Genomic DNA, 20,015 nt, shown 5'->3' on the forward strand with positions numbered 1-20,015 from the left:
CTAGCCTGCACCTGGACGACCTTATCTCTTGCTCCCGACTCTCGCTCGATCACCGCTGCTGGACAATCGCGTGCGCGTGGAAACGCCAGAAGGCGTTGACCTGCTGTTGCGGCCCGCAGGTCTCGTTCCTCGCGCGCTGGCCTTCGCCGTGGATCTGGCGATTCGCGGCGCGATACTGCTCGCGCTGTTTATCAGCCTGGGCCTGCTGGGCAAGTTCGGGATGGGGCTCGGCGCGCTGCTGCTATTTCTGGTGCAGTGGTGGTACATGGTGCTCTTCGAGGTGCTGAACCAGGGGCGCACACCCGGCAAGCACTGGCTGGGCCTGCGCGTCGTGCACGACGACGGCACGCCGGTGGGCTGGGCCTCTTCGCTGACGCGCAATCTGTTGCGTTTCGTCGACCTGCTGCCGTTCGGCTATTTCCTCGGGGCTCTCAGCTGCCTCGGACATCCGGCATTCAAGCGCCTTGGTGATATCGCAGCCGGCACGTTGGTCGTCTATCAGGAAAAGCCTGCCGAACGTCCTGCGCTTGCGCCGGCCGAACCGGTGGCGCCACCGGTCGTCCTCAGCCTTGACGAGCAACGTGCACTCATTTCCTTCGCCGAACGCCAGGCCAGCCTGTCCCCGGACCGTCGCCGCGAACTCGCCGCGATCCTCGCCGAGCCGCTCGCAACGACGCCTGAGGACGCCGAGCGAACTATCCAGGGAATTGCCCGCGCGCTGATGGGGGCAACGTGAAACAGGCCGAATTCGAACGTCAGCATCAGCAGCTTTGGCTGGCATTGACCACGCAGCTCGATCTGCTCGAACGGGGCCGGCCGCTGGACGAGCCTTCGCTGGACGCGTTCCCTTCCGCCTACCGTCAGCTTTGCCAGCATCTGGCGTTGGCCGAATCGCGTGGCTACAGCGGCCAGCTGATCGATCAGCTGCATCAGCTGGCCCTGCGTGGTCACCAGCAGCTCTACCGGCACCACAGTACCCTGCTTGGCCGGCTGCTGGGCTTCATCACTGGCGGCTTCGCCCGGTCGGTCCGCGAACAATGGCGTTACCTGCTGGCGGCCAGCCTGCTGTTCTACGGCAGCCTGCTCGCCATGGCTGCACTGGTCTACGCCTTCCCTGATCTCGTCTACAGCATCCTGCCACCCGACCAGGTCGCGCAGATGGAGCAGATGTACGATCCGGACGCCAGCCGCTTAGGGCGCTTTGCCGAACGAGGTGCCGGCGACGATTGGCTGATGTTCGGCTACTACGTGATGAACAACATCGGCATCGCCTTCCAGACCTTCGCCAGTGGCCTGCTGTTCGGCCTTGGCACGCTGTTCTTCCTGCTGTTCAACGGCCTGACCATCGGCGCCGTGGCAGGCCACCTGAGCGGTATCGGCTATCACCTGCCGTTCTGGTCCTTCGTTATCGGCCACGGTGCATTCGAACTGACCGCCATCACCCTCGCTGGCGCGGCGGGCCTGCGACTGGGCGTGGCGCTGCTGGCGCCGGGTCGAATGACACGCGGCGATGCCCTGCGCCAGTCGGCCCGGCAGGCTATTCGCCTGGTCGCTGGAGCTATCGTGCTCTTGCTGATCGCTGCCTTCGTCGAGGCGTACTGGTCGTCCATGACGCTGAGTTCACCGACGATCAAGTTCATCGTCGGCGCATTGCTCTGGCTGTTCGTCGCCGCTTATTTCTCCTTCGCCGGACGCAGCCGTCATGCAGCTGACTGAAGCCAACGTCGCGATCCGCCCTCGCACCCCATGGGAAGCGATCGACCTCGGCACGCAGCTCGCCAGGCGCCATGCGCCTCTGTTGATGGCGAGCTGGGCCGCCGTCACGCTGCCTGTCTTCGCCGTGCTCAGCCTGCTGCTGTGGCAGCACCCGAGCCTGGCACTGCTGCTGTTCTGGTGGCTGAAGCCGCTGTACGAACGACTGCCGCTGTTCATCCTTTCCAGGGCGCTGTTCGGCGAAACACCCAGCCTCGGAGAGAGCCTGAAAGCGGTCCCCGGGTTGTGGCGCCCACAATGGTTCAGCAGCCTCACCTGGCGTCGGTTGAGCATGACGCGAAGCTTCGACCTGCCGGTTCAGCAACTCGAAGGGCTCGACGGCAGTGCCCGCAGACAGCGACTGGTGACGCTCGGTCGACGCGGCGGGCGCGCCGCAAGCTGGCTGACCGTGGTCGGAGTGCACTTGGAGGGCGCCCTCTGGCTCGGCCTGCTGGGCCTGCTCTACCTCATGCTGCCCGCCCAGCTGGTGCAGAGCTGGAACTGGGAGGATCTGCTCGGACTCAGCGCGCAATGGCTCTGGCTGGAGCATCTATCCAACCTGCTCTATGCGCTGCTGTTGATCATCTGGGAACCGGTCTACGTTGCCTGCGGATTCACCCTCTACCTCAATCGCCGCACCCATCTGGAGGCGTGGGACATCGAGCTGACTTTTCGCAAGCTGCGCCAGCGCCTGCTCGGTACTCTGCCCCTGCTTGCGCTCGCCTGCAGTCTTTTGCTCGTCCCGGCCGAGCGCACCGCCTGGGCAGCCGCCGAAACCGCTACGGACAGCGCTTCGCCCGGCCCGGGCAGCGGCAGGCTGCTCAATCAACCTCTGACCAGCGAGGCCTCGCGCCAGCGCATCGGCGAGCTGTTGGATCAGCCGCCCTTCCAGCACCGCGAAACGGTTACCCGCTGGCGTCTGGGCGATGCCGACCAGGCGGAAGAAACCGGCACGCTGGCACGCCTGATCGAAAACCTGCTGAAAGGCGGCTCCTTCTGGCGCAGCCTCGAACATCTGGCGCAGGTGCTGGAGGTGCTGCTGTGGAGCGCGCTGGTGATTCTGATCGCGCTGCTGTGCTGGCGCTATCGCGACTGGCTGCGCACCTTCGCAGGCCGGAGTCGAATGCCGACCCGAGCGCACAACCCGAGCCCAACGCAGATGTTCGGCCTGGGCGTCGCCCCGGAAAGCCTGCCGAGCGATGTCGCTGGCGAGGCTGAGCGACTCTGGAGCGAAAACCCCAGAGCCGCGCTCGCACTACTCTACCGCGGCCTGCTCAGCATCCTGCTGCATGAGTTCCGGCTGCCGCTCAAGACTGCGCACACGGAAGGCGAAGTATTGGCCGCCGTGCACCGACTGGCTCAGCCGCAGCTGGTGCGGTTCGCCGAGTGCGTCACCCAGCACTGGCAGCGCCAGGCCTATGGACATCAGGATGCGGACGAGACCGTACGCGACAGACTCTGCGCCGAGTGGCGTGCCCTGTTTTCGACGGCGAGGCCGACATGAGCCGGCTTGGTTCGCGCCTGCTGATCGGGGCCTTCGTAGTGCTCGTCGCGCTCGCGGCCAGCTGGCTGTTTGCCAAGCTGCAGCCCTATGAGGAGGTGGTCGAACACGGCCCGTCTCCTGAAGCACAGCGCAATACCTATCTCGCCGCCGAACTGTTCCTGCGCTCTCTCGACCTGCAGGTGACTCAGCTCGAGAGTTCGGCGGGCCTCGAGACCCTGCCGAGCAGTGGTCAGACCCTGCTGTTACTCGGCGACCGGCGCAACCTGACGCCGCGACAAACCGATCGCTTGCTGGAGTGGGCCGCAGCTGGCGGTCACCTGGTCGTGGTCGCCGAGCGAATCTGGGATGAGCAGGCGGGCAAGAGCGGCGATCTGCTGCTCGACCGCCTGAACATCCAGCAGTACCAGGCCGAGGATCTGGACGACGAAAGCGCACGCGCTTCCGTCCAGGGTACGGCCGACGATCATCCTCAGCTGACCAAGCTCTATCTGGAAAACGAGACTGCGCCGGCCTACCTGGCCTTCGATACCGACTTCCACCTGTACGACGCCGACAATCGCGCCCACGCCTGGGCCAACAGCGCCGGCGCTACCCACATGCTGCAGCTGCAGCATGGCGATGGGCTGATCACCGCACTGACCGACAGCTGGCTCTGGCAGAACCGCAACATCGGCAAGTACGACCATGCCTGGCTGCTCTGGTACCTGACCCAGGACAGCACAGTGACACTGGTGCACCGCAGCGAGCATGACGGATTGTTCACGCAGTTGCGCCGCTACTTCCCGGAGCTGCTGGTCATTCTCGGCCTGCTCATCCTGCTCGGGGCCTGGCACGTCGGCCAGCGCTTCGGCCCGCTGCAACCGCCGGCCAATAACGCCCGCCGCCAGCTGCAGGAGCACCTGCGCGGTACCGCAGAATTCCTGCTTCGTCACGGTCGCCAACATGGCCTGCTGCAGCGCCTGCAGCACGACATCCGGCGCAGAGCCAATCTTCACCATCCCGGCTTTGACCGGCTTACCGAGCCTGCACAGCGCTCCGTGCTCGCGCGCCTCAGCAACATGCCGGTCGCCAGCATCGAGGCGGCCATGCAACCACGGCCGGCGCAACGGATGTCAGCGGTTGAATTCACCCGGCAGGTGACCCACCTGCAAACCCTCAGGAATGCGCTATGAGCGAATACACCCCCGAATCCAGCAGTCCCGCCCTGAACAGCAATCCAAGCAGTCAGCGCATACGAGCCAGTCAGCTGGCCCAGGCCCTGCGCGACGAGCTGCACAAGGCGGTGATCGGCCAGGACGAGGTCATCGACGGTGTGCTGACCGCCTTGATCGCTGGTGGTCATGTACTGATCGAGGGCGTGCCCGGTTTGGGCAAGACGCTGTTGGTACGCGCTCTGGCGCACTGCTTCGGTGGCGGATTCTCGCGCATTCAGTTCACGCCAGACCTGATGCCCAGCGACATCACTGGCCACGCCGTGTACGACCTGCAGAGCGAGCAGTTCAAGCTGCGCAAGGGGCCGGTGTTCGCCCATCTGCTGCTGGCAGACGAAATCAACCGCGCGCCCGCCAAGACCCAGGCAGCATTGCTCGAGGTGATGCAGGAGCGTCAGGTGACTCTCGAAGGCAAGGCGCTGGCCGTACCCCAACCCTTCCTGGTCATGGCCACGGAGAACCCCATCGAGCAGGAAGGCACCTACCCGTTGCCCGAAGCCGAACTCGACCGCTTCATGCTGATGTTGCGCATGGACTATCCGCAGGCCGAGGAAGAACTGGAGCTGGTGCGTCAGGTCACCCGTTCGGCACGTGCCGACATGCTTGATGTCAGCGCCCTGCGCCAGCTGGTACAGCCGCGCGATGTGCTGGCACTGCAGAAAATCGCCAGTGAGCTGCCACTGGACGATCAGGTACTGGACTATGCCGTACGCCTGGTGCGCAGTACCCGCAGCTGGCCAGGACTGACGCTGGGGGCCGGGCCGCGCGCATCGATCGCACTGGTTCGCGGCGCACGCGCACGGGCGCTGCTGCGCGGCGGCGAGTTCGTGACGCCGGACGACGTCAAGGCCTGTGCAACGGCCGTGCTGCGCCATCGCGTACGACTCTCCGCCGAGCTGGACATCGAGGGAGTCGCCGTCGATCAGGTTCTGCAGCAGCTGCTCGACCAGGTGGCGGCACCGCGCGCATGACACCGTCTCGCCGTCTCCTCGCTGCGCTGGGCGCATTGGCACTGCTGGCTTTGCCGCTTGGCGTCTGCGCCGCGCTCGATGTAGCGCTGGCCGACAGCTGGCACAGCGCATGGTGGGGGGCGTTGCTGGCTCTCTTCGGGTTTGCTTTGTTCGATGCCCTCGCCCTGCGGCGTTTGCCCGTTCCGGCCGTACAACGGCAGCTGGCGGGCAATCTGCCGCTCGGACACTGGAGCGACGTGCAGCTGGTGGTTCGCAACCACCACACCCGCGCGCTGCAGATCGAGCTGTTCGATCATGTCCCGAATGGCATGCGTTTCGAACAGCTGCCACAAGGACTGCGCCTGCCACCTGGGCAGCACTGCCTGCTTCACTACCGCCTTCGCCCGCTTCAACGCGGCCATTTTCAGTTCGAGCGCTACGATATCCGGCTGACCAGCCCTTTGTGTCTTTGGCGCCGCCGCCATCGCGTGGAGCGGGTCGACGAGACGCGGGTCTACCCTGACTTCGCCCAGCTGCAGGGCGCCGGCATGCAGGCCATCGACCTCTGGCTGAACCGCCTTGGTGTACGCCCGCAACCCCGCCGCGGCCTGGGGCTGGAGTTTCACCAATTGCGCGAGTTTCGCGAGGGCGACACGCTGCGCCAGATCGACTGGAAGGCCACTGCCCGCACCCGGACGCCGATCGCCCGCGAATACCAGGACGAACGCGACCAGCAGATCATGCTGATGCTCGACTGCGGTCGCCGGATGCGCAGCCAGGATGACGAGCTGACCCATTTCGACCACGCGCTCAATGCCAGCCTGCTGCTGGCCTATGCCGCCCTGCGTCAGGGCGATGCCGTCGGGCTCTGCACCTTTGCCAGCGACAGCCCCCGGCACATCGCGCCAGCCAAGGGCCAGCAGCAGCTGCGGGTGCTGCTCAACGCGGTCTACGATCTGCAGGCCACTCAGCGCCCCGCCGACTACAGCGAGGCGGTAGAACGGCTGCTTGCCCGCCAGCAGCGGCGGGCGCTAGTCATCGTGCTGAGCAATCTGCGTGATGAGGATGACGCCGGCCTGCACGCAGCGCTGACACGCCTATCGCGCCGACATCAGGTACTGATGGTGAGCCTCAGGGAGGAGATATTGGACCGGCTTCGCCTGCGCCCGGTACAGACCCTTGAAGATGCCCTGGACTACTGCGGCGCGCAGGACTACCTGTGTATCCGCGAGAATCTGCACAAGCGTCTGCATGTCCGGGGAGTGCCTGTACTCGATGCACGCCCCGGCGATCTGGGGCCGGAGCTGGTCGGGCGCTACCTGGCCTGGAAGAAAGCCGGATCGCTGTGACCGCGCTACAAGCCGTGACAGCAATCCTTGTCCGTAAAGCGGTTGGACGACGGGCTCGGATGATGCGCCATGGGTACGTGCGGCATCGGCTGAAAACTGAAGTAATGGTGCAAGGCCAGGATCATGTCGCGGATTTCTATCGGTGGCTCAATCAGCGAAAAGCCGGTGTCGTAGCTGCCCGGCGTGACATCCTCGTGGCTCCAGAGACTGAGCGCACTGAAATCCACATGACGCAGCTGCCCGGCCTTCCCGGGAATCTTCAGGCGCATTTCGAAACGCACGCCGAGCATCATCGGATAGGGGCTGATCAGCATGAGGCCGCCTTCGGACAGGTTGCCGATGAAACCCAAGGGCCTGTCGGTGAAACGGTTGAATACGTTGAGGTAGTACGGCAACTGTTGCCGCTGAATACGACGCTGGTTCGCCATGTTCATGTCGTCGAAGCCTTCTACCTTAGCCTTGTGCGAGTCCTTTCGGCTCAGCTGCATACCTGGCTGATTCGCGCCGCCAGGTGCTGTCGAGCCGCCTCTAGTTCACTGTCACTGTAGTAGACGCGCTCTCCGGCTGCATCGTTACGGAAAAAGCGTCCGCCGAGCTGCAACTGCGATAAACGGTTGCGCAAGCTCTGACATTCCTGCTCCTGCGCCGCCCGGGTCTGGCTGGCCTGCTCTCGTGCCGCCTGCTGTTCCTGCCGGCGCGCATCAAAGAAGCGCTCGCTGCGCGCTTCGCGCTCACGGGTCTGATCGTCGCGCTCGACAACCTGTGGCCGCACCTCGATCTGCTCGGCTCCGGCAGCAGGTCGCTGGCCGAAGTGGACACGCCCCTCGGCGTCCGTCCAACGGTAGATCTGCGCTGATGCAAGGGTCGGCAACAGCAGGGTAATCAGCAATAGAGTTCGCATGGTCCCTCACATGAACAGTTCGCTACGGCATCAAGGTTTCGCCGGGTGAATTGCCGGCTGCGCCTCGGCATCATAGTGGCCAAGCTGTCGCAGCGTCTCCAGTCGGGCGCGGGCACGATAGGCATATTCGCTCGCAGGGAAGCGCTCGATGATGAAGCGGTAGGTTTGCGCGGCATCGACGAACAGGCTCTGGCGCTCCAGGCATTGGCCGCGCAACAGCGAAATCTCCGGCTGCACCTGGCTACGCGGCTTGCTGCTACGCTCGGCCTGCGACAGCGACTGCATCACCCGCTCGCAATTGTCCGCTTCGTAATGCCGGTATGCCTCATCCAGATGGCGATCAGACGCATGACGGGCGCTGCAGCCAACGGTGAGCAGGGTCAGGAAAAGGATCATCAGGGTGCGCATGGGGTTCCTCCGTTTTGCCGCTGTATCGACCGCGCCGGAAAAACCTGCAGACAGCCCGTCAAATGCGCCGAAAGAGTAGTGGCTGACGAGCGATGACTACAACGGACGAGCATAGTAGCCTCGCTGCCAGCCAGAAAAAGGAGCCATTTGAATGATTCAGCGTCGCACCAAGATCGTCGCCACCCTGGGCCCGGCCAGCAGCTCACCGGAAGTGCTGGAGAAGATGATCATCGCCGGGCTGGATGTCGCCCGTCTGAACTTCTCACACGGCAGCCCCGACGAGCACCGTGCCCGGGCCGAACTGGTCCGCGAGATCGCCGCCCGTCATGGCCGCTTTGTCGCACTGCTGGGCGACTTGCAGGGCCCGAAGATCCGCATCGCCAAGTTCACCGACAAACGCATCGAGCTGAAGGAAGGCGACCAGTTCCGCTTCTCCGTCACCCACCCGCGCGACGCCGGCACCCAGGAAGTGGTCGGCATCGACTACCCGGACCTGGTCAAGGATTGCGGCGTCGGTGACGAACTGCTGCTGGACGACGGGCGCGTGGTGATGCGCGTGGACAACGCCACGGCCGATGAACTGCACTGCACCGTGCTGATCGGCGGCCCGCTGTCGGACAACAAGGGGATCAACCGTCGTGGCGGCGGTCTGACCGCGCCGGCGCTGACCGCCAAGGACAAGGCCGACATCAAACTGGCCGCCGACCTCAAGCTGGACTACCTGGCGGTTTCCTTCCCGCGCGATGCCGCCGACATGGACCTGGCGCGCCGCCTGCGCGACGAAGCCGGCTCCAGCGCCTGGCTGATCGCCAAGATCGAACGAGCCGAAGCCGTGGCCGATGACGAGGCGCTGGACGGCCTGATCCGCGCCAGCGACGGTGTAATGGTGGCGCGCGGCGACCTCGGCGTGGAAATCGGCGATGCCGAGCTGGTGGGTATCCAGAAAAAGATCATTCTGCACGCGCGCCGTCACAACAAGGTGGTGATCACCGCGACCCAGATGATGGAGTCGATGATTCACAGCCCGATGCCGACCCGCGCCGAGGTATCCGATGTAGCCAACGCAGTACTCGACTACACCGACGCGGTGATGCTCTCGGCGGAAAGCGCCGCTGGCGAATACCCGATCGAAGCGATCAAGGCCATGGCGCGCGTCTGCTGCGGTGCGGAAAAGCACCCGACCAGCACCAAGTCCGGTCACCGCCTCGGCCAGCAGTTCGAGCGCTGCGACGAAAGCGCGGCGCTGGCGGCGATGTACACCGCCAACCACTTCCCCGGCGTCAAGGCGATCATTGCGCTGACCGAAAGTGGCTACACGCCGTTGATCATGTCGCGCATCCGCTCCTCGGTGCCGATCTTCGCCTTCTCGCCGCATCGCGAGACCCAAGCGCGCGTCGCCCTGTTCCGCGGCGTGCAGACCGTGCCGTTCGACCCGGCCGCGCTGCCGGCAGACAAGGTCAGCCAGATGGCCGTGGAGGAACTGCTCAAGCGCAACATCGTGCAGCCGGGCGACTGGGTGATCCTGACCAAGGGCGACAGCTACCACGACAGCACCGGCGGCACCAACACCATGAAGATCCTGCGCGTCGGCGATCAGTAATCGCTCCAGCGCAGCAGTAGAAAGGCCGGCATTTGCCGGCCTTTCTGTTTTTCAGGGAACGTCGCCCCGATTGGCCCTGATGAAGGCATCGCCGAATATCTGTCCGCGCGGCAGGCCGGCGAGGTACAGGCGCCTGGCACAGGCCTCGACGAACGACGGACTGCCACAGACCAGCGCGACATCCCGGCGCGAAGTGGGCCGCAGCGTATCCAACATACGGTCTCGCCCATCCGCCCCAATCCATTCCAGCTGCAGGTTGTCATGCGTCTGCGCGAGCGCCTGCAGCGGCTCCTTCAGGTAATGCCCGTCGCGACAGGTATGCAGCAACCTGATCGGGCCCCGGTGGCCTTGGCGCAGGCTCTCGCGCAGCAGGCCCCAGAGAGGTCCGAGGCCGGTTCCGGCCGCCAGCAGCAGCAACGGCCGCTCGGCCCACTCCCGTTCGTAGTGCAGAGCGCCCCCGTGCAATTCACCCAGCCGCAGCAGGTCGCCGGGACGCAGCTGCCGCGCGAAGTCAGAGAAAGCGCCGGGCCGGCTGCAGTCGATATGAAACTCCAGCCACGGGTCATCGTCGGGAAGACTGGCCAGCGAATACGGCCGAGCCACGCCCGTAGCCGTCCATAGCAGCAGGTGCTGACCGGCTCGATAGCGCAGCGGCCGCTCCGGCAGCACACGCAGGCGCAGCACACTGCTACCCAGCCATTCAAGGCTTTCCACGCGCGCCGCCAACCCATCGCGGTGGGGATCGAAGACCTCCAGGCTCAGATCGCCTTCGACCCGGCACTGGCATGCGAGCCGCCAGTCGGCATGACGTTGCTCGGGACGCAACAGGTCCGGCTGCAGGTCATGCGGCTCGCCCTCAAGACAGCGCACCAGGCAGGCGTGACAGCTTCCGGCCCGGCAACCGGAGGGTACCGGCACGCCGCCCTGGATCAGGGCATCGAGCAGATTGCTTGCAGCTGCCACCTGCCAACGCCTCCCGGCACAGCAGAGTTCAGGCATTGCAGACATCCCACGCCGCCTCGCAGCGGTTACGCCCGGCGCGCTTGGCGCGGTAGAGCGCCTCGTCGGCACGTTGCAGCGCGGCATCCAGGTTATCCCCGGCATTCAGCAGGGTCAGCCCGATGGACAGGCTGAGGTGCCCCGACGCGATGTCGGCATCCTCCGGCTCGGCATTGGCGAACGCTTCGCGCAAGCGCTCGCAGCAGGCGCGGAACTGCTCGGCGTCGGTTTCCGGCAGCAACAGCACGAACTCCTCGCCGCCATAACGGGCCAGCACGTCGTCATCACGCAGACAGGTCCGCGCCACCTTGGCGAACGTCTGCAGCACGCGATCACCTGTGGCGTGGCCGTGGATGTCGTTGATTCGTTTGAAGTGGTCAAGGTCGATCAAGGCCAGCCCGGACTGGTGTCCCCTGCGCAGGCGGCTCAGGTCGCCCTCGGCAATCCGCAGGAAGCGGCGACGGTTGTAGAGGCCGGTCAGCTCGTCGGTGGAGGCCAGATCCTCCAGTTGCCGCATCATGCCGCGCAGGGTGTCCTGATGCGCCTGCAGGGCGAATCGCCTTTGCCGCATGCGCTGCCGCAGGCGGTACACATGCCCCGTGAGCAGGCACATCCAGATCAGCGTGACCAGCAGCACGCAGGCCTGCAACAGAAACACCGTGGCATCCACCGTCCGCTGCAGGTAGTAGTCCATTGCGGCAAGCCCGATGAAGCTGAGAAAAGCCAACGTCGCGTAGCGAACGAAAACCTTCGGCGGCAGGAACACGGCGAACATCAGGACCAGCAGATACAGCACCAGGAGCGAACCGCGGGCGCTGCCCAGGTTGAACAGGAAGTAAGTCAGCCACACCAGCGCAACCAGCACCTGGGGCTCGGTCAGGCTGGGGTCCTTGAAGCGCAGATTGATGCCGCGATAAAAAACCCAGAAGAAGGCCAGTTGACTCAGCACGATCAGCGCCGAATGCACGACCGCACTGGAAATGGTCGCCTGGTAGAAGCCGCCCGCCACCGCGACCCATGTCAGCAGCAGCGCAAGTCCATAAGTCACCGAAGCCATCGCGAATCGCCGCGTCACCAACTGCTGCAGCGTCCGCTCATCGGTCTCGTCACGTACCGGGCTCATAGGGATCCATCCCGCTGTGGCAATTTGCCGCACTCTACGCCTACCGAAAACAAAAACCTAGCCGGCATTCCCATCGCTCCTGGTCCGTCCGTGTACCGCGCAGCCCGACGCGTTATACTGCCGCGCATTTTTTCGCGGCGCGTCGACTGCCACTCCCGACGCGCCTCTTACCGCCCCGCCATGAGGACGCGCTGCATGACCGTGATCAAGCAAGACGACCTGATTCAAAGCGTCGCCGACGCTTTGCAGTTCATTTCTTACTACCATCCCGTGGATTTCATTCAGGCAATGCACGAAGCCTACCTGCGTGAAGAATCCCCGGCCGCGCGCGACGCCATGGCGCAGATCCTGATCAACTCGCGCATGTGCGCCACCGGCCATCGTCCGATTTGCCAGGACACCGGCATCGTCACCGTCTTCATCCGCGTCGGCATGGACGTGCGCTGGGACGGCGCCACCATGAGCGTCGACGACATGATCAACGAGGGCGTACGCCGCGCCTACAACCTGCCGGAAAACGTCCTGCGTGCTTCGATCCTGGCCGACCCGGCAGGTTCCCGCAAGAACACCAAGGACAATACCCCGGCCGTCATCCATTACTCCATCGTCCCGGGTGACAAAGTCGAGGTGGATGTGGCCGCCAAGGGCGGTGGCTCGGAGAACAAGTCGAAGATGGCCATGCTCAACCCGTCCGACTCCATCGTCGACTGGGTGCTGAAGACCGTTCCGACCATGGGCGCCGGCTGGTGCCCGCCGGGCATGCTCGGCATCGGCATCGGCGGCACCGCGGAGAAGGCCGCGGTGATGGCCAAGGAAGTGCTGATGGAATCCATCGACATCCATGAGCTGAAAGCCCGTGGCCCGCAGAACCGCATCGAAGAGCTGCGTCTGGAGCTGTTCGAGAAGGTCAACCAGCTGGGCATCGGCGCCCAGGGCCTGGGCGGCCTGACCACCGTGCTCGACGTCAAGATCATGGATTACCCGACCCATGCCGCATCCTTGCCGGTATGCATGATCCCCAACTGCGCCGCCACCCGTCATGCGCACTTCGTACTCGACGGCTCCGGCCCGGCCAGCCTGGAAGCGCCGTCGCTGGACGCCTACCCGGAAATCGTCTGGGAAGCCGGCCCGAGCGCACGCCGCGTCAACCTCGACACCATCACCCCGGAAGAGGTGCAGAGCTGGAAGCCGGGCGAGACTATCCTGCTCAACGGCAAGATGCTCACCGGTCGCGACGCCGCGCACAAGCGCATGGTCGACATGCTGAACAAGGGCGAAGAGCTGCCGGTAGACCTCAAGGGCCGCTTCATCTACTACGTCGGCCCGGTCGATCCGGTCGGTGACGAAGTGGTTGGCCCGGCTGGCCCGACTACCGCGACGCGCATGGACAAGTTCACCCGTCAGATTCTCGAGAGCACTGGCCTCTTGGGCATGATCGGCAAGTCCGAGCGCGGCCCGATCGCCATCGAGGCGATCAAGGACAACAAGGCCGTCTACCTGATGGCCGTTGGCGGCGCCGCCTATCTGGTGGCGCAGGCGATCAAGAAGTCCAAGGTGCTGGCGTTCGCCGAACTGGGCATGGAAGCGATCTACGAGTTCGAAGTGAAGGACATGCCGGTCACCGTTGCGGTCGACACCAACGGCGAGTCCGTGCACATCACCGGTCCGGCGATCTGGCAGAAGAAGATCGCCGACAGCCTGGCGGTCGAAGTGCAGTAATCGCCTCAGCGAAAAACAAAAGCCCGGCCTCAGTGCCGGGCTTTTTCGTTGTCAGCGTCAGACCGGATCGATCAACCCCGGCGGCGCAACTGGACGAACAGCGCTTCCACCTTCTGCCGCGCCCAGGGCGTCTTGCGCAGGAATTTCAGGCTCGACTTGATGCTCGGCTCGCTCTTGAAGCAGCGGATGTCGACGCGCTGGGCCAAGCCGTCCCAGCCGTAGTGGGCGTGCAGCTCGGTGAGTATGGCTTCCAGGGTGACGCCATGAAGGGGATCGTTGGGAGTTGCAGACACGGATGGCGCTCTTGCTGAAGCGGCACGAGCCGCGGGGTGGTCATGCGTGCCGCCGGCAAATGCGGGACGGCACGCAGGGCATCCTACAGCTTTATCTCGGTGCCGAGCAGCTTGAGAAAGCCGGCCAGCCAGGCCGGATGCGCCGGCCAGGCCGGGGCGCTGACCAGATTGCCTTCGGTGTGCGCCTGGTCCACCGGGATATCGACGTAGTCGCCGCCGGCCAGCTTCACCTCCGGTGCGCAGGCTGGGTAGGCGCTGCACGCGCGGCCCTTCAACACACCGGCAGCGGCCAGCAGCTGTGCGCCATGACAGACGGCGGCGATCGGCTTGCCGGCTTCGTCGAAGGCCCGCACCAGCGCCAGCACCTGCTCGTTCAGGCGCAGATACTCCGGCGCACGGCCGCCGGGGATCACCAGGGCGTCGTAGTCCTCGGCACGCACCGCGGTGAAATCGAAGTTCAGCGCAAAGTTGTGGCCCGGCTTCTCACTGTAGGTCTGGTCGCCCTCGAAATCATGGATCGCGGTGCGTACGGTATCCCCGGCCTTCTTGTCCGGGCACACCGCATGCACGCGATGGCCGACCATCTGCAGTGCCTGGAACGGCACCATGGTTTCGTAATCCTCGGCGTAATCACCCACCAGCATCAAAATGTTCTTTGCTGCCATTGCATCGTCCTCTTTCGCGCGGGTTTGGAGCATCGCTCCGGTACGCAACGGCCTCAGCCATTGCGGTTGAAAATGTTCACCAGCAGGCGGTCCATTGCGCCCCACATGCGCTGATAGAGCCGCACGTGCAGCGGCCTGGCGTACCAGCCGGCCAGGTCGATCTCCCTGCTGTGCTGGAAGTCACGCTCGAAACTCTGCTGGACCTGCGCACTGAAGGCGGCATCGATGGCTTCGAGATTGGCCTCCAGATTCCAGCGCAGATTCCAGTAGTCGAAGTTGCACGAGCCGACGCTGACCCAGTCATCGACCAGCACCATTTTCAGGTGCGAGAAGTGTGGCTGATATTCGTAGATCCGCACGCCGGCACGCAGCAGACGCGGGTAGAAGCGCTGGCCGGCATAGCGAACCGGCGGGTGGTCGGTGTTGCGACTGGTGAGCAGCAGACGCACGTCGACGCCACGGCGTGCCGCGCGGATCAGCGCACGGCGTACCTTACCGGTGGGCAGGAAATAGGGCGTCGCCAGCCAGATACGATTCTGCGCGCGGCGCAGGTTGCGCAGCAGGCTGAGCAGGATATCGCGGTGTTGACGCGCCGCGGCATAGGCGACGCGGCCCAGGCCCAGCCCTTCAGGCACATGCGGGATGCGCGGTGCCCGGCTCGGCAGCGGCAATTGCCAGATCCGTCGCTTCAGGCAGTGCACCCATTGGCTGTCGAACAGCGCCTGCCAGTCCTGCAACAGCGGGCCGAACATCTCGACCATCACCTCGTGCCAGTGCACCGCAGGCTTGCGCGGGTTCCAGAAATCATCGGTGATGCCGGTGCCGCCGACGAAGCCGACGCAGCCGTCCACCAGCAACAGCTTGCGATGATCGCGGTGCAGATTGCGCAGCTTCAGGCGCAGCGACAGCGGGTTGTACAGCCGCAGCTCGACTCCGGCCGCGGTCATCCTATCGCGATTGGCCTGGCTCATCTTCAGGCAACCGAAGCCGTCGAACAGGCAGCGCACACGTACGCCCCGCTCCGCCGCGCGCAGCAGCGGCTCGAGCATGCGCTCCAGACAATAGCCGTCCTCCACCAGATAGAGCTCGAGATCTATGCGCCGCTCGGCGCGCTCGATCGCTTCGATCATGGCGGGAAAGAACTGCGGCCCGTCGACCAGCAGACGGAAGCGGTTGTCGCTGCGCCAGGGGAATACCGCACCAGCCAGCATCACCTGGGAACACCCGGGCTGAACGCGCCAGCAGTCCAGCGAAACGACTTGGCAGACCAACAACGATACGACATGAAATCCCTTTTTCCGGCGGGCATCCCGAAGCAAAACGGAAGTGCTACATCGATCCGCGCAAGACGGACGCAGCGCGGTAGCTTACCCGCCCGTCTCGGCAAGGCAATGGCCGGCATGACCGACGCCGGCGCAATGCGGTGACTCCTATAGGCTCGCACCGAGCGGGCAGAGTTCCCGAACTGGACCTACCCCAGCCCGAGCGCGCTACAGGCTTGTTCCAGGCGTCGTGCCTGGGCACCGCGTGCAAGCGTCAGGACAGCTCGATCGCGTTGCCACAGCGCGGCCCAATGCCCTCCCGCATGCGCCATGACCGAATCCAAATCGGGTTGCAGCGCAGCGAACTGCTCGAGCTGTGCAGCCAGCAACAGATGCGTGGCGGGCTCTTTAGCCGGCAAGCGGACCACTTCCGCTGCGCCGCCGAGAATCGCTAACAGGCGAAGCTGCAGGCCGAGCGGCCACTGCTCGCGCAGCGCTACGCCATAAAGCCAGGCACTCAGCGCTGCCAGCACGTGCAAATCCTCATGGGTGCGGAAGGGTTTGACGTAGTCGCTCCAGCCATCACCGGCCAGCCGCGTCGCCGGCGCACCGTCGAGCTGCAGGCGGGCGTGCGGGATGTCGGGAACGATCGGCAGGCTCGGCCCTGGCTTCAGCACCACGCCCGCAGCGACTGGTTCGACCAAGAACAGACCGAGGCACGGTGCCTCGTCGACGCGCTCCTCGCGGGCCGACACCAGCAACCACTGCACCGCATCGCCGGCCGTGACGAAGTCCTTGCTGCCGCTCAGCTGCACGCCGTCCCAGCGCGTGGACATGTCCGCCGGCCGCAATGTGCGTCGCTCCGTGGCGCACAGCGCTCCCAGCCCTGCCGGCGCCTCGGGCCACAGCGCCCGCAGCGCTGCCTGATAGCCAGCAAGAAAGGCCAGCCCCGGCGTCGCCGCCAGGCGCCCGCCGAGTACCGCCAGCCCCAGCGAATCTGCGTCGCCAGCCGCGCCGCACAGCGCTTCATACCAGCCACGTAGCCCGGCGCTTGCCGCGACGGGCTGCAGCGGCCCGATCAATCCTGCCCAAGACATGCTCATCTCCAAGGTTTCACGCCGTCATCCAACCATCATCCGTTCGTCACAGCGGCGACATGCCTGGTCCCTAGCCTGATCCAGCCAGACCAGGCGAGCCCAACGATAACAACCAGACGCTCGCGATGCATCGCCAACCCGCCACTGCCACGGCGGACAAGGAGACAGAGCAATGAATGCCATCGTCGACCGCAGCACACGCCAGCTTCAAGCCGAACGCCTGCAAGGCGCAGAGGCCCTGCGCGAAGCCCAGGCCCTGCGCTACCGCGTATTCAGCAGCGAGTTCGAAGCTCGGCTGCAGGGCGCCGAACTGGGCCTGGACATGGACGATTTCGATAGCCACTGCCGGCATATCGGCGTGCGTGACCTGGCCAGCGGCGAACTGGTCGCCACCACCCGCCTGCTGGATCACCTTACCGCTCGCCAGCTGGGCCGCTTCTACAGCGAAGGCGAGTTCGCCCTGCATGGCCTGGCCCAGCTGGACGAGCCGGTACTGGAGATCGGCCGCACCTGCGTGGCGCCGGCCTATCGCAACGGCGCGACCATCGCCGTGCTCTGGAGCGAGCTGGCCGAGGAGCTCAATCGGGGCGGTTACCGCTACCTGATGGGCTGCGCCAGCATCCCTATGCGCGACGGCGGCATCCAGGCCCACGCCATCATGCAGCGACTGCGCGACAGCCACCTCAGCACCGAGCTGCTGCATGCCGAGCCGCGTACACCCCTGCCCGCGCAAGAGCTGCCGGACAACGTTACCGCCCAGCTGCCGCCGCTGCTCAAGGCTTACATGCGCCTGGGCGCGAAGATCTGCGGCGAGCCCTGCTGGGATCAGGAGTTCCAGGTGGCCGACGTGTTCATCCTGCTCAAGCGCGAGGAGCTCTGCCCGCGCTATGCGCGCCATTTCAAGGCAGCGGTGTAGGATGGCGCGGCTGCGCCGGTACTGGCGCCTGCTGCGGGTCGCCGGGGTGGTGCTGAGCGGTCTGATCGTGGCCGGTGCACTGGGTATTGCCGAACGCTGCGCGATACCCGTCTCGGCCCTGCGCAAGCAGCGGCTGACCCAGTGGTTCCTCACCCGGCTGGCGGCCGCCCTGCCCTTTCGCCTACGCGTCACGGGCGAGCTACCAACTCAGCCGATGCTGTGGGTCGCCAATCATGTCTCCTGGTGCGATATCCCGCTGCTGGGCATGCTCGCACCGCTATCCTTTCTGGCCAAAGCCGAGGTCCGTGCCTGGCCGGCCCTCGGCTGGCTCGCTCAGGCCGCCGGCACGCTGTTCATCCGCCGCGGCGGCGGCGACGCGGCGCTGGTCAATCGGCAACTGGCCACGCAGCTGGTACAAGGGCGCCATCTACTGATTTTCCCCGAAGGCACCTCGACCGATGGAACCGACGTGCGAACCTTCCACCCCAGGCTGTTCGCCTGCGCGCTCGAGGCCGGCTGTGCCGTCCAGCCGGTCGCCATTCGCTATTGGCGCAACGGCAAGCCCGACACCGTCGCCCCCTTCGTCGGCGACGACGAATTGCCCGCCCATCTGCGCCGCTTGCTGACGAGCGATATCTGCGACGTGGAAATCCAGCTGTTGCCGCCGATCGATGTGATGGCGCTCGATCGCAAGGCCGTTGCGATGAACGCGCAGCAAGCGATCGCCAACGCGCTGCTAGTCGAGCCCCGCGCGCAGATCAGCAAGGCCGCCTGAGGCGTACGGAAAAACAGGTGGCTGCGCTAAGCTTCGCCCATGAACTATCTTGCACACCTTCACCTCGGTGGCCCGCGGCCGGGCGACCTGCTCGGCAGCCTCTACGGCGACTTCGTCAAGGGGCCGCTACAGGGTCGCTGGCCGGCCGAGATCGAAGCCGGCATCCGCCTGCATCGCCAGATCGACGCCTTCACCGACAGTCATCCGCTGGTGCTGCAGGCCAAAAGCCGCTTTCCCAGCGAACGGCGCCGCTACGCCGGCATCCTGGTCGATCTGTTTTTCGATCATTGCCTGGCGGCCAACTGGGCGGACTACTCCACAGAACCGCTGGAACGCTTTACCCAGCGCGTCTACGGCGTGCTGGCCGCCGAACCCGAACTGCCAGGCAAGCTCGCGGTGATCGCGCCGCACATGGCGGCGCACGACTGGCTGGGCAGTTATCGCGAATTCGGTGTACTGGAACGGGTGCTGGCGAACATGAGCCGGCGCCTGAGTCGACCGGATGGCCTCGCCGGCGGGCTGATCGAGCTGGAGCAGCTATACGAGCCGCTGCTCCAGGACTTCCGTGACTTCTATCCAGCCCTTCAGCATTTCGCCCGAACGGCCTGAGCCACTGCTGCCTCAGGCACCGTAGCCGGGGCTTTGCATATCCAGCTTGCGCAACAGGGCCGGCCAGGCCAGCGCACCGCCCATGCCCGAGCGGGAACGGGTCACCCCGGCTGCCATGGCCTTGGCGCCGGCCAGGATCTGCTCCGGAATGGCGATCAGTTCGCTGCCACCAGATTGCGCCATGACCTGAATTTCGCAGGCGCGCTGGAAGATGAACATCATCAGAAAGGTGTCGGCGATGCTGCCACCGCAGGTCATCAGGCCGTGGTTGTGCAACAGCATGAAGCCGGTCTCGCCCAGATCGGCCTGCAGCCGCGCCTTTTCGTCGTGGTTCAGCGCAACGCCCTCGTAGCCATGCGTCGACAGGCTGGCCAGTACGAACAGCGATTGCTGGCTGATGGGCAGCAGGCCCTGGCGCTGTGCCGACACCGCGACCCCGGCGGAGGTATGGGTATGCATCACGCAGGCGACGTCGTGGCGTACCTCATGCACCGCACTGTGGATGGTGTAGCCGGCGGGATTGATCTCGTACGGACTGTCCATCACCTTGTTGCCGGCCAGGTCGACCTTGACCAGGCTCGAAGCGGTGATTTCGTGGAACATCAACCCGTACGGGTTGATCAGGAAGTGCTCGGTGTCGGGAATCTTCGCCGAGATATGGGTAAAGATCAGGTCATCCCAGCCGTGCAGCGCCACCAGGCGGTAGCAGGCGGCGAGATCGACCCGCGCCTGCCATTCGGCGGGGCTGACCTGGGACTGAAGCGAAGGCAGGCTGTGCAGCGCAGTCATCGATGGCACCTCTTGTTATTGTCATGAAGGTGCCATCGATTCTAGCCAGCCGCCGACAGCGCGGCAGTTGCCTTTGCAGCCAGGCCGCTGACC

Annotated in this window: 21 protein-coding genes; 11 read left to right on the forward strand and 10 right to left on the reverse strand. The window is 65.1% G+C overall.

Annotated features, from left to right (window positions below; genetic code table 11):
- Positions 1–76 precede the first annotated feature (76 nt).
- Genes ACX1DW_RS11630 through ACX1DW_RS11655 form a run of 6 tightly spaced genes read left to right on the forward strand, consistent with a single transcriptional unit; the run spans position 77 to position 6,766 of the window.
- Positions 77–736, forward strand: coding sequence for an RDD family protein (locus ACX1DW_RS11630; protein WP_325166774.1), 660 nt, complete (start codon positions 77–79; stop codon positions 734–736).
- A complete protein-coding gene (locus ACX1DW_RS11635; protein WP_458991610.1) occupies positions 733–1,716 on the forward strand; it encodes a stage II sporulation protein M in 984 nt (327 codons plus the stop codon). The genes ACX1DW_RS11630 and ACX1DW_RS11635 overlap by 4 nt, the downstream gene beginning before the upstream one ends.
- Entirely contained in the window at positions 1,703–3,256 is a 1,554-nt protein-coding gene (locus tag ACX1DW_RS11640) for a DUF4129 domain-containing protein (protein WP_458991611.1), read from the forward strand. Before ACX1DW_RS11635 ends, ACX1DW_RS11640 begins: the two co-directional genes overlap by 14 nt.
- The gene (locus tag ACX1DW_RS11645; protein WP_458991612.1) at positions 3,253–4,428 is read left to right on the forward strand and encodes a DUF4350 domain-containing protein; all 1,176 of its coding nucleotides are present in this window, start codon (positions 3,253–3,255) and stop codon (positions 4,426–4,428) included. The genes ACX1DW_RS11640 and ACX1DW_RS11645 overlap by 4 nt, the downstream gene beginning before the upstream one ends.
- On the forward strand, positions 4,425–5,438 hold the full coding sequence (locus tag ACX1DW_RS11650) for an AAA family ATPase (RefSeq protein WP_458991613.1): 1,014 nt from the start codon (positions 4,425–4,427) through the stop codon (positions 5,436–5,438). Before ACX1DW_RS11645 ends, ACX1DW_RS11650 begins: the two co-directional genes overlap by 4 nt.
- A complete protein-coding gene (locus tag ACX1DW_RS11655) occupies positions 5,435–6,766 on the forward strand; it encodes a DUF58 domain-containing protein (RefSeq protein ID WP_458991614.1) in 1,332 nt (443 codons plus the stop codon). Before ACX1DW_RS11650 ends, ACX1DW_RS11655 begins: the two co-directional genes overlap by 4 nt.
- A 5-nt stretch (positions 6,767–6,771) precedes the next feature.
- Here ACX1DW_RS11655 and ACX1DW_RS11660 read toward each other — a convergent pair whose 3' ends face one another.
- The 3 genes from ACX1DW_RS11660 to ACX1DW_RS11670 are packed head-to-tail and all read right to left on the reverse strand — an operon-like array spanning position 6,772 to position 8,075.
- Positions 6,772–7,200 carry a PilZ domain-containing protein gene (locus tag ACX1DW_RS11660; protein ID WP_063544773.1) on the reverse strand — a complete coding sequence of 143 codons (429 nt, stop codon included), beginning with the start codon at positions 7,198–7,200 and terminating at the stop codon, positions 6,772–6,774.
- A gap of 44 nt (positions 7,201–7,244) precedes the next feature.
- The gene (locus ACX1DW_RS11665; protein WP_102840645.1) at positions 7,245–7,667 is read right to left on the reverse strand and encodes a DUF4124 domain-containing protein; all 423 of its coding nucleotides are present in this window, start codon (positions 7,665–7,667) and stop codon (positions 7,245–7,247) included.
- 30 nt (positions 7,668–7,697) lie between these two features.
- On the reverse strand, positions 7,698–8,075 hold the full coding sequence (locus tag ACX1DW_RS11670; RefSeq protein WP_063544627.1) for a tetratricopeptide repeat protein: 378 nt from the start codon (positions 8,073–8,075) through the stop codon (positions 7,698–7,700).
- Positions 8,076–8,226: 151 nt separating this feature from the next.
- On the opposite strand from ACX1DW_RS11670, the gene pyk reads away from it, so the two are divergent.
- A complete protein-coding gene (pyk, locus tag ACX1DW_RS11675) occupies positions 8,227–9,675 on the forward strand; it encodes a pyruvate kinase (RefSeq protein WP_156244396.1) in 1,449 nt (482 codons plus the stop codon).
- A 51-nt stretch (positions 9,676–9,726) separates the two neighbouring features.
- On the opposite strand, the gene ACX1DW_RS11680 is transcribed toward pyk, so the two are convergent.
- Both ACX1DW_RS11680 and ACX1DW_RS11685 read right to left on the reverse strand, forming a co-directional pair.
- The gene (locus ACX1DW_RS11680; RefSeq protein WP_458993404.1) at positions 9,727–10,674 is read right to left on the reverse strand and encodes an iron-sulfur-binding ferredoxin reductase; all 948 of its coding nucleotides are present in this window, start codon (positions 10,672–10,674) and stop codon (positions 9,727–9,729) included.
- Positions 10,667–11,797, reverse strand: a complete 1,131-nt coding sequence (locus ACX1DW_RS11685) for a GGDEF domain-containing protein (RefSeq protein ID WP_200600061.1) — start codon at positions 11,795–11,797, stop codon at positions 10,667–10,669. Before ACX1DW_RS11685 ends, ACX1DW_RS11680 begins: the two co-directional genes overlap by 8 nt.
- A gap of 195 nt (positions 11,798–11,992) precedes the next feature.
- Here ACX1DW_RS11685 and ACX1DW_RS11690 point away from each other — a divergent pair, with 195 nt between their 5' ends.
- The gene (locus ACX1DW_RS11690; protein ID WP_133456106.1) at positions 11,993–13,516 is read left to right on the forward strand and encodes a fumarate hydratase; all 1,524 of its coding nucleotides are present in this window, start codon (positions 11,993–11,995) and stop codon (positions 13,514–13,516) included.
- Between the two features lie 71 nt (positions 13,517–13,587).
- Here the strand turns inward: ACX1DW_RS11690 and ACX1DW_RS11695 are convergent, their stop codons facing one another.
- From ACX1DW_RS11695 to ACX1DW_RS11710, 4 genes are all read right to left on the reverse strand, one after another.
- A complete protein-coding gene (locus ACX1DW_RS11695; protein WP_048328676.1) occupies positions 13,588–13,809 on the reverse strand; it encodes a VF530 family protein in 222 nt (73 codons plus the stop codon).
- Positions 13,810–13,892: 83 nt separating this feature from the next.
- A complete protein-coding gene (locus ACX1DW_RS11700) occupies positions 13,893–14,474 on the reverse strand; it encodes a DJ-1/PfpI family protein (RefSeq protein WP_014596005.1) in 582 nt (193 codons plus the stop codon).
- A 53-nt stretch (positions 14,475–14,527) separates the two neighbouring features.
- A complete protein-coding gene (locus ACX1DW_RS11705; protein WP_041755405.1) occupies positions 14,528–15,685 on the reverse strand; it encodes a phospholipase D-like domain-containing protein in 1,158 nt (385 codons plus the stop codon).
- Between the two features lie 260 nt (positions 15,686–15,945).
- The gene (locus ACX1DW_RS11710) at positions 15,946–16,839 is read right to left on the reverse strand and encodes an acyl-CoA dehydrogenase middle domain-containing protein (protein WP_200600063.1); all 894 of its coding nucleotides are present in this window, start codon (positions 16,837–16,839) and stop codon (positions 15,946–15,948) included.
- Positions 16,840–17,005: 166 nt separating this feature from the next.
- On the opposite strand from ACX1DW_RS11710, the gene olsB reads away from it, so the two are divergent.
- Genes olsB through ACX1DW_RS11725 form a run of 3 tightly spaced genes read left to right on the forward strand, consistent with a single transcriptional unit; the run spans position 17,006 to position 19,133 of the window.
- Positions 17,006–17,749 carry an L-ornithine N(alpha)-acyltransferase gene (gene olsB, locus ACX1DW_RS11715; RefSeq protein ID WP_048328673.1) on the forward strand — a complete coding sequence of 248 codons (744 nt, stop codon included), beginning with the start codon at positions 17,006–17,008 and terminating at the stop codon, positions 17,747–17,749.
- A 1-nt stretch (position 17,750) separates the two neighbouring features.
- Positions 17,751–18,524: a lysophospholipid acyltransferase family protein gene (locus tag ACX1DW_RS11720; protein WP_200600065.1), complete on the forward strand. Its 774-nt coding sequence runs from the start codon at positions 17,751–17,753 to the stop codon at positions 18,522–18,524.
- A 39-nt stretch (positions 18,525–18,563) separates the two neighbouring features.
- Positions 18,564–19,133, forward strand: a complete 570-nt coding sequence (locus ACX1DW_RS11725; protein ID WP_200600067.1) for an acyl carrier protein phosphodiesterase — start codon at positions 18,564–18,566, stop codon at positions 19,131–19,133.
- A 12-nt stretch (positions 19,134–19,145) separates the two neighbouring features.
- On the opposite strand, the gene ACX1DW_RS11730 is transcribed toward ACX1DW_RS11725, so the two are convergent.
- Positions 19,146–19,922, reverse strand: coding sequence for a class II aldolase/adducin family protein (locus ACX1DW_RS11730; protein ID WP_110777915.1), 777 nt, complete (start codon positions 19,920–19,922; stop codon positions 19,146–19,148).
- Positions 19,923–20,015: the final 93 nt, after the last annotated feature.

The sequence above is a fragment of the Stutzerimonas sp. KH-1 genome (assembly GCF_054483855.1).

What these genes read in the sequence shown, in the direction of transcription:
- ACX1DW_RS11640 (WP_458991611.1), top strand. Translation starts at nt 1,703, where the DNA reads ATGCAGCTGACTGAAGCCAACGTCGCGATCCGCCCTCGCACCCCATGG.
- ACX1DW_RS11645 (WP_458991612.1), top strand. Translation starts at nt 3,253, where the DNA reads ATGAGCCGGCTTGGTTCGCGCCTGCTGATCGGGGCCTTCGTAGTGCTC.
- ACX1DW_RS11650 (WP_458991613.1), top strand. Translation starts at nt 4,425, where the DNA reads ATGAGCGAATACACCCCCGAATCCAGCAGTCCCGCCCTGAACAGCAAT.
- ACX1DW_RS11655 (WP_458991614.1), top strand. Translation starts at nt 5,435, where the DNA reads ATGACACCGTCTCGCCGTCTCCTCGCTGCGCTGGGCGCATTGGCACTG.
- ACX1DW_RS11660 (WP_063544773.1), bottom strand. Translation starts at nt 7,200, where the DNA reads ATGAACATGGCGAACCAGCGTCGTATTCAGCGGCAACAGTTGCCGTAC.
- ACX1DW_RS11665 (WP_102840645.1), bottom strand. Translation starts at nt 7,667, where the DNA reads ATGCGAACTCTATTGCTGATTACCCTGCTGTTGCCGACCCTTGCATCA.
- ACX1DW_RS11670 (WP_063544627.1), bottom strand. Translation starts at nt 8,075, where the DNA reads ATGCGCACCCTGATGATCCTTTTCCTGACCCTGCTCACCGTTGGCTGC.
- pyk (WP_156244396.1), top strand. Translation starts at nt 8,227, where the DNA reads ATGATTCAGCGTCGCACCAAGATCGTCGCCACCCTGGGCCCGGCCAGC.
- ACX1DW_RS11680 (WP_458993404.1), bottom strand. Translation starts at nt 10,674, where the DNA reads ATGCCTGAACTCTGCTGTGCCGGGAGGCGTTGGCAGGTGGCAGCTGCA.
- ACX1DW_RS11685 (WP_200600061.1), bottom strand. Translation starts at nt 11,797, where the DNA reads ATGAGCCCGGTACGTGACGAGACCGATGAGCGGACGCTGCAGCAGTTG.
- ACX1DW_RS11690 (WP_133456106.1), top strand. Translation starts at nt 11,993, where the DNA reads ATGACCGTGATCAAGCAAGACGACCTGATTCAAAGCGTCGCCGACGCT.
- ACX1DW_RS11700 (WP_014596005.1), bottom strand. Translation starts at nt 14,474, where the DNA reads ATGGCAGCAAAGAACATTTTGATGCTGGTGGGTGATTACGCCGAGGAT.
- ACX1DW_RS11705 (WP_041755405.1), bottom strand. Translation starts at nt 15,685, where the DNA reads ATGCTGGCTGGTGCGGTATTCCCCTGGCGCAGCGACAACCGCTTCCGT.
- ACX1DW_RS11710 (WP_200600063.1), bottom strand. Translation starts at nt 16,839, where the DNA reads ATGAGCATGTCTTGGGCAGGATTGATCGGGCCGCTGCAGCCCGTCGCG.
- olsB (WP_048328673.1), top strand. Translation starts at nt 17,006, where the DNA reads ATGAATGCCATCGTCGACCGCAGCACACGCCAGCTTCAAGCCGAACGC.
- ACX1DW_RS11720 (WP_200600065.1), top strand. Translation starts at nt 17,751, where the DNA reads ATGGCGCGGCTGCGCCGGTACTGGCGCCTGCTGCGGGTCGCCGGGGTG.
- ACX1DW_RS11725 (WP_200600067.1), top strand. Translation starts at nt 18,564, where the DNA reads ATGAACTATCTTGCACACCTTCACCTCGGTGGCCCGCGGCCGGGCGAC.
- ACX1DW_RS11730 (WP_110777915.1), bottom strand. Translation starts at nt 19,922, where the DNA reads ATGACTGCGCTGCACAGCCTGCCTTCGCTTCAGTCCCAGGTCAGCCCC.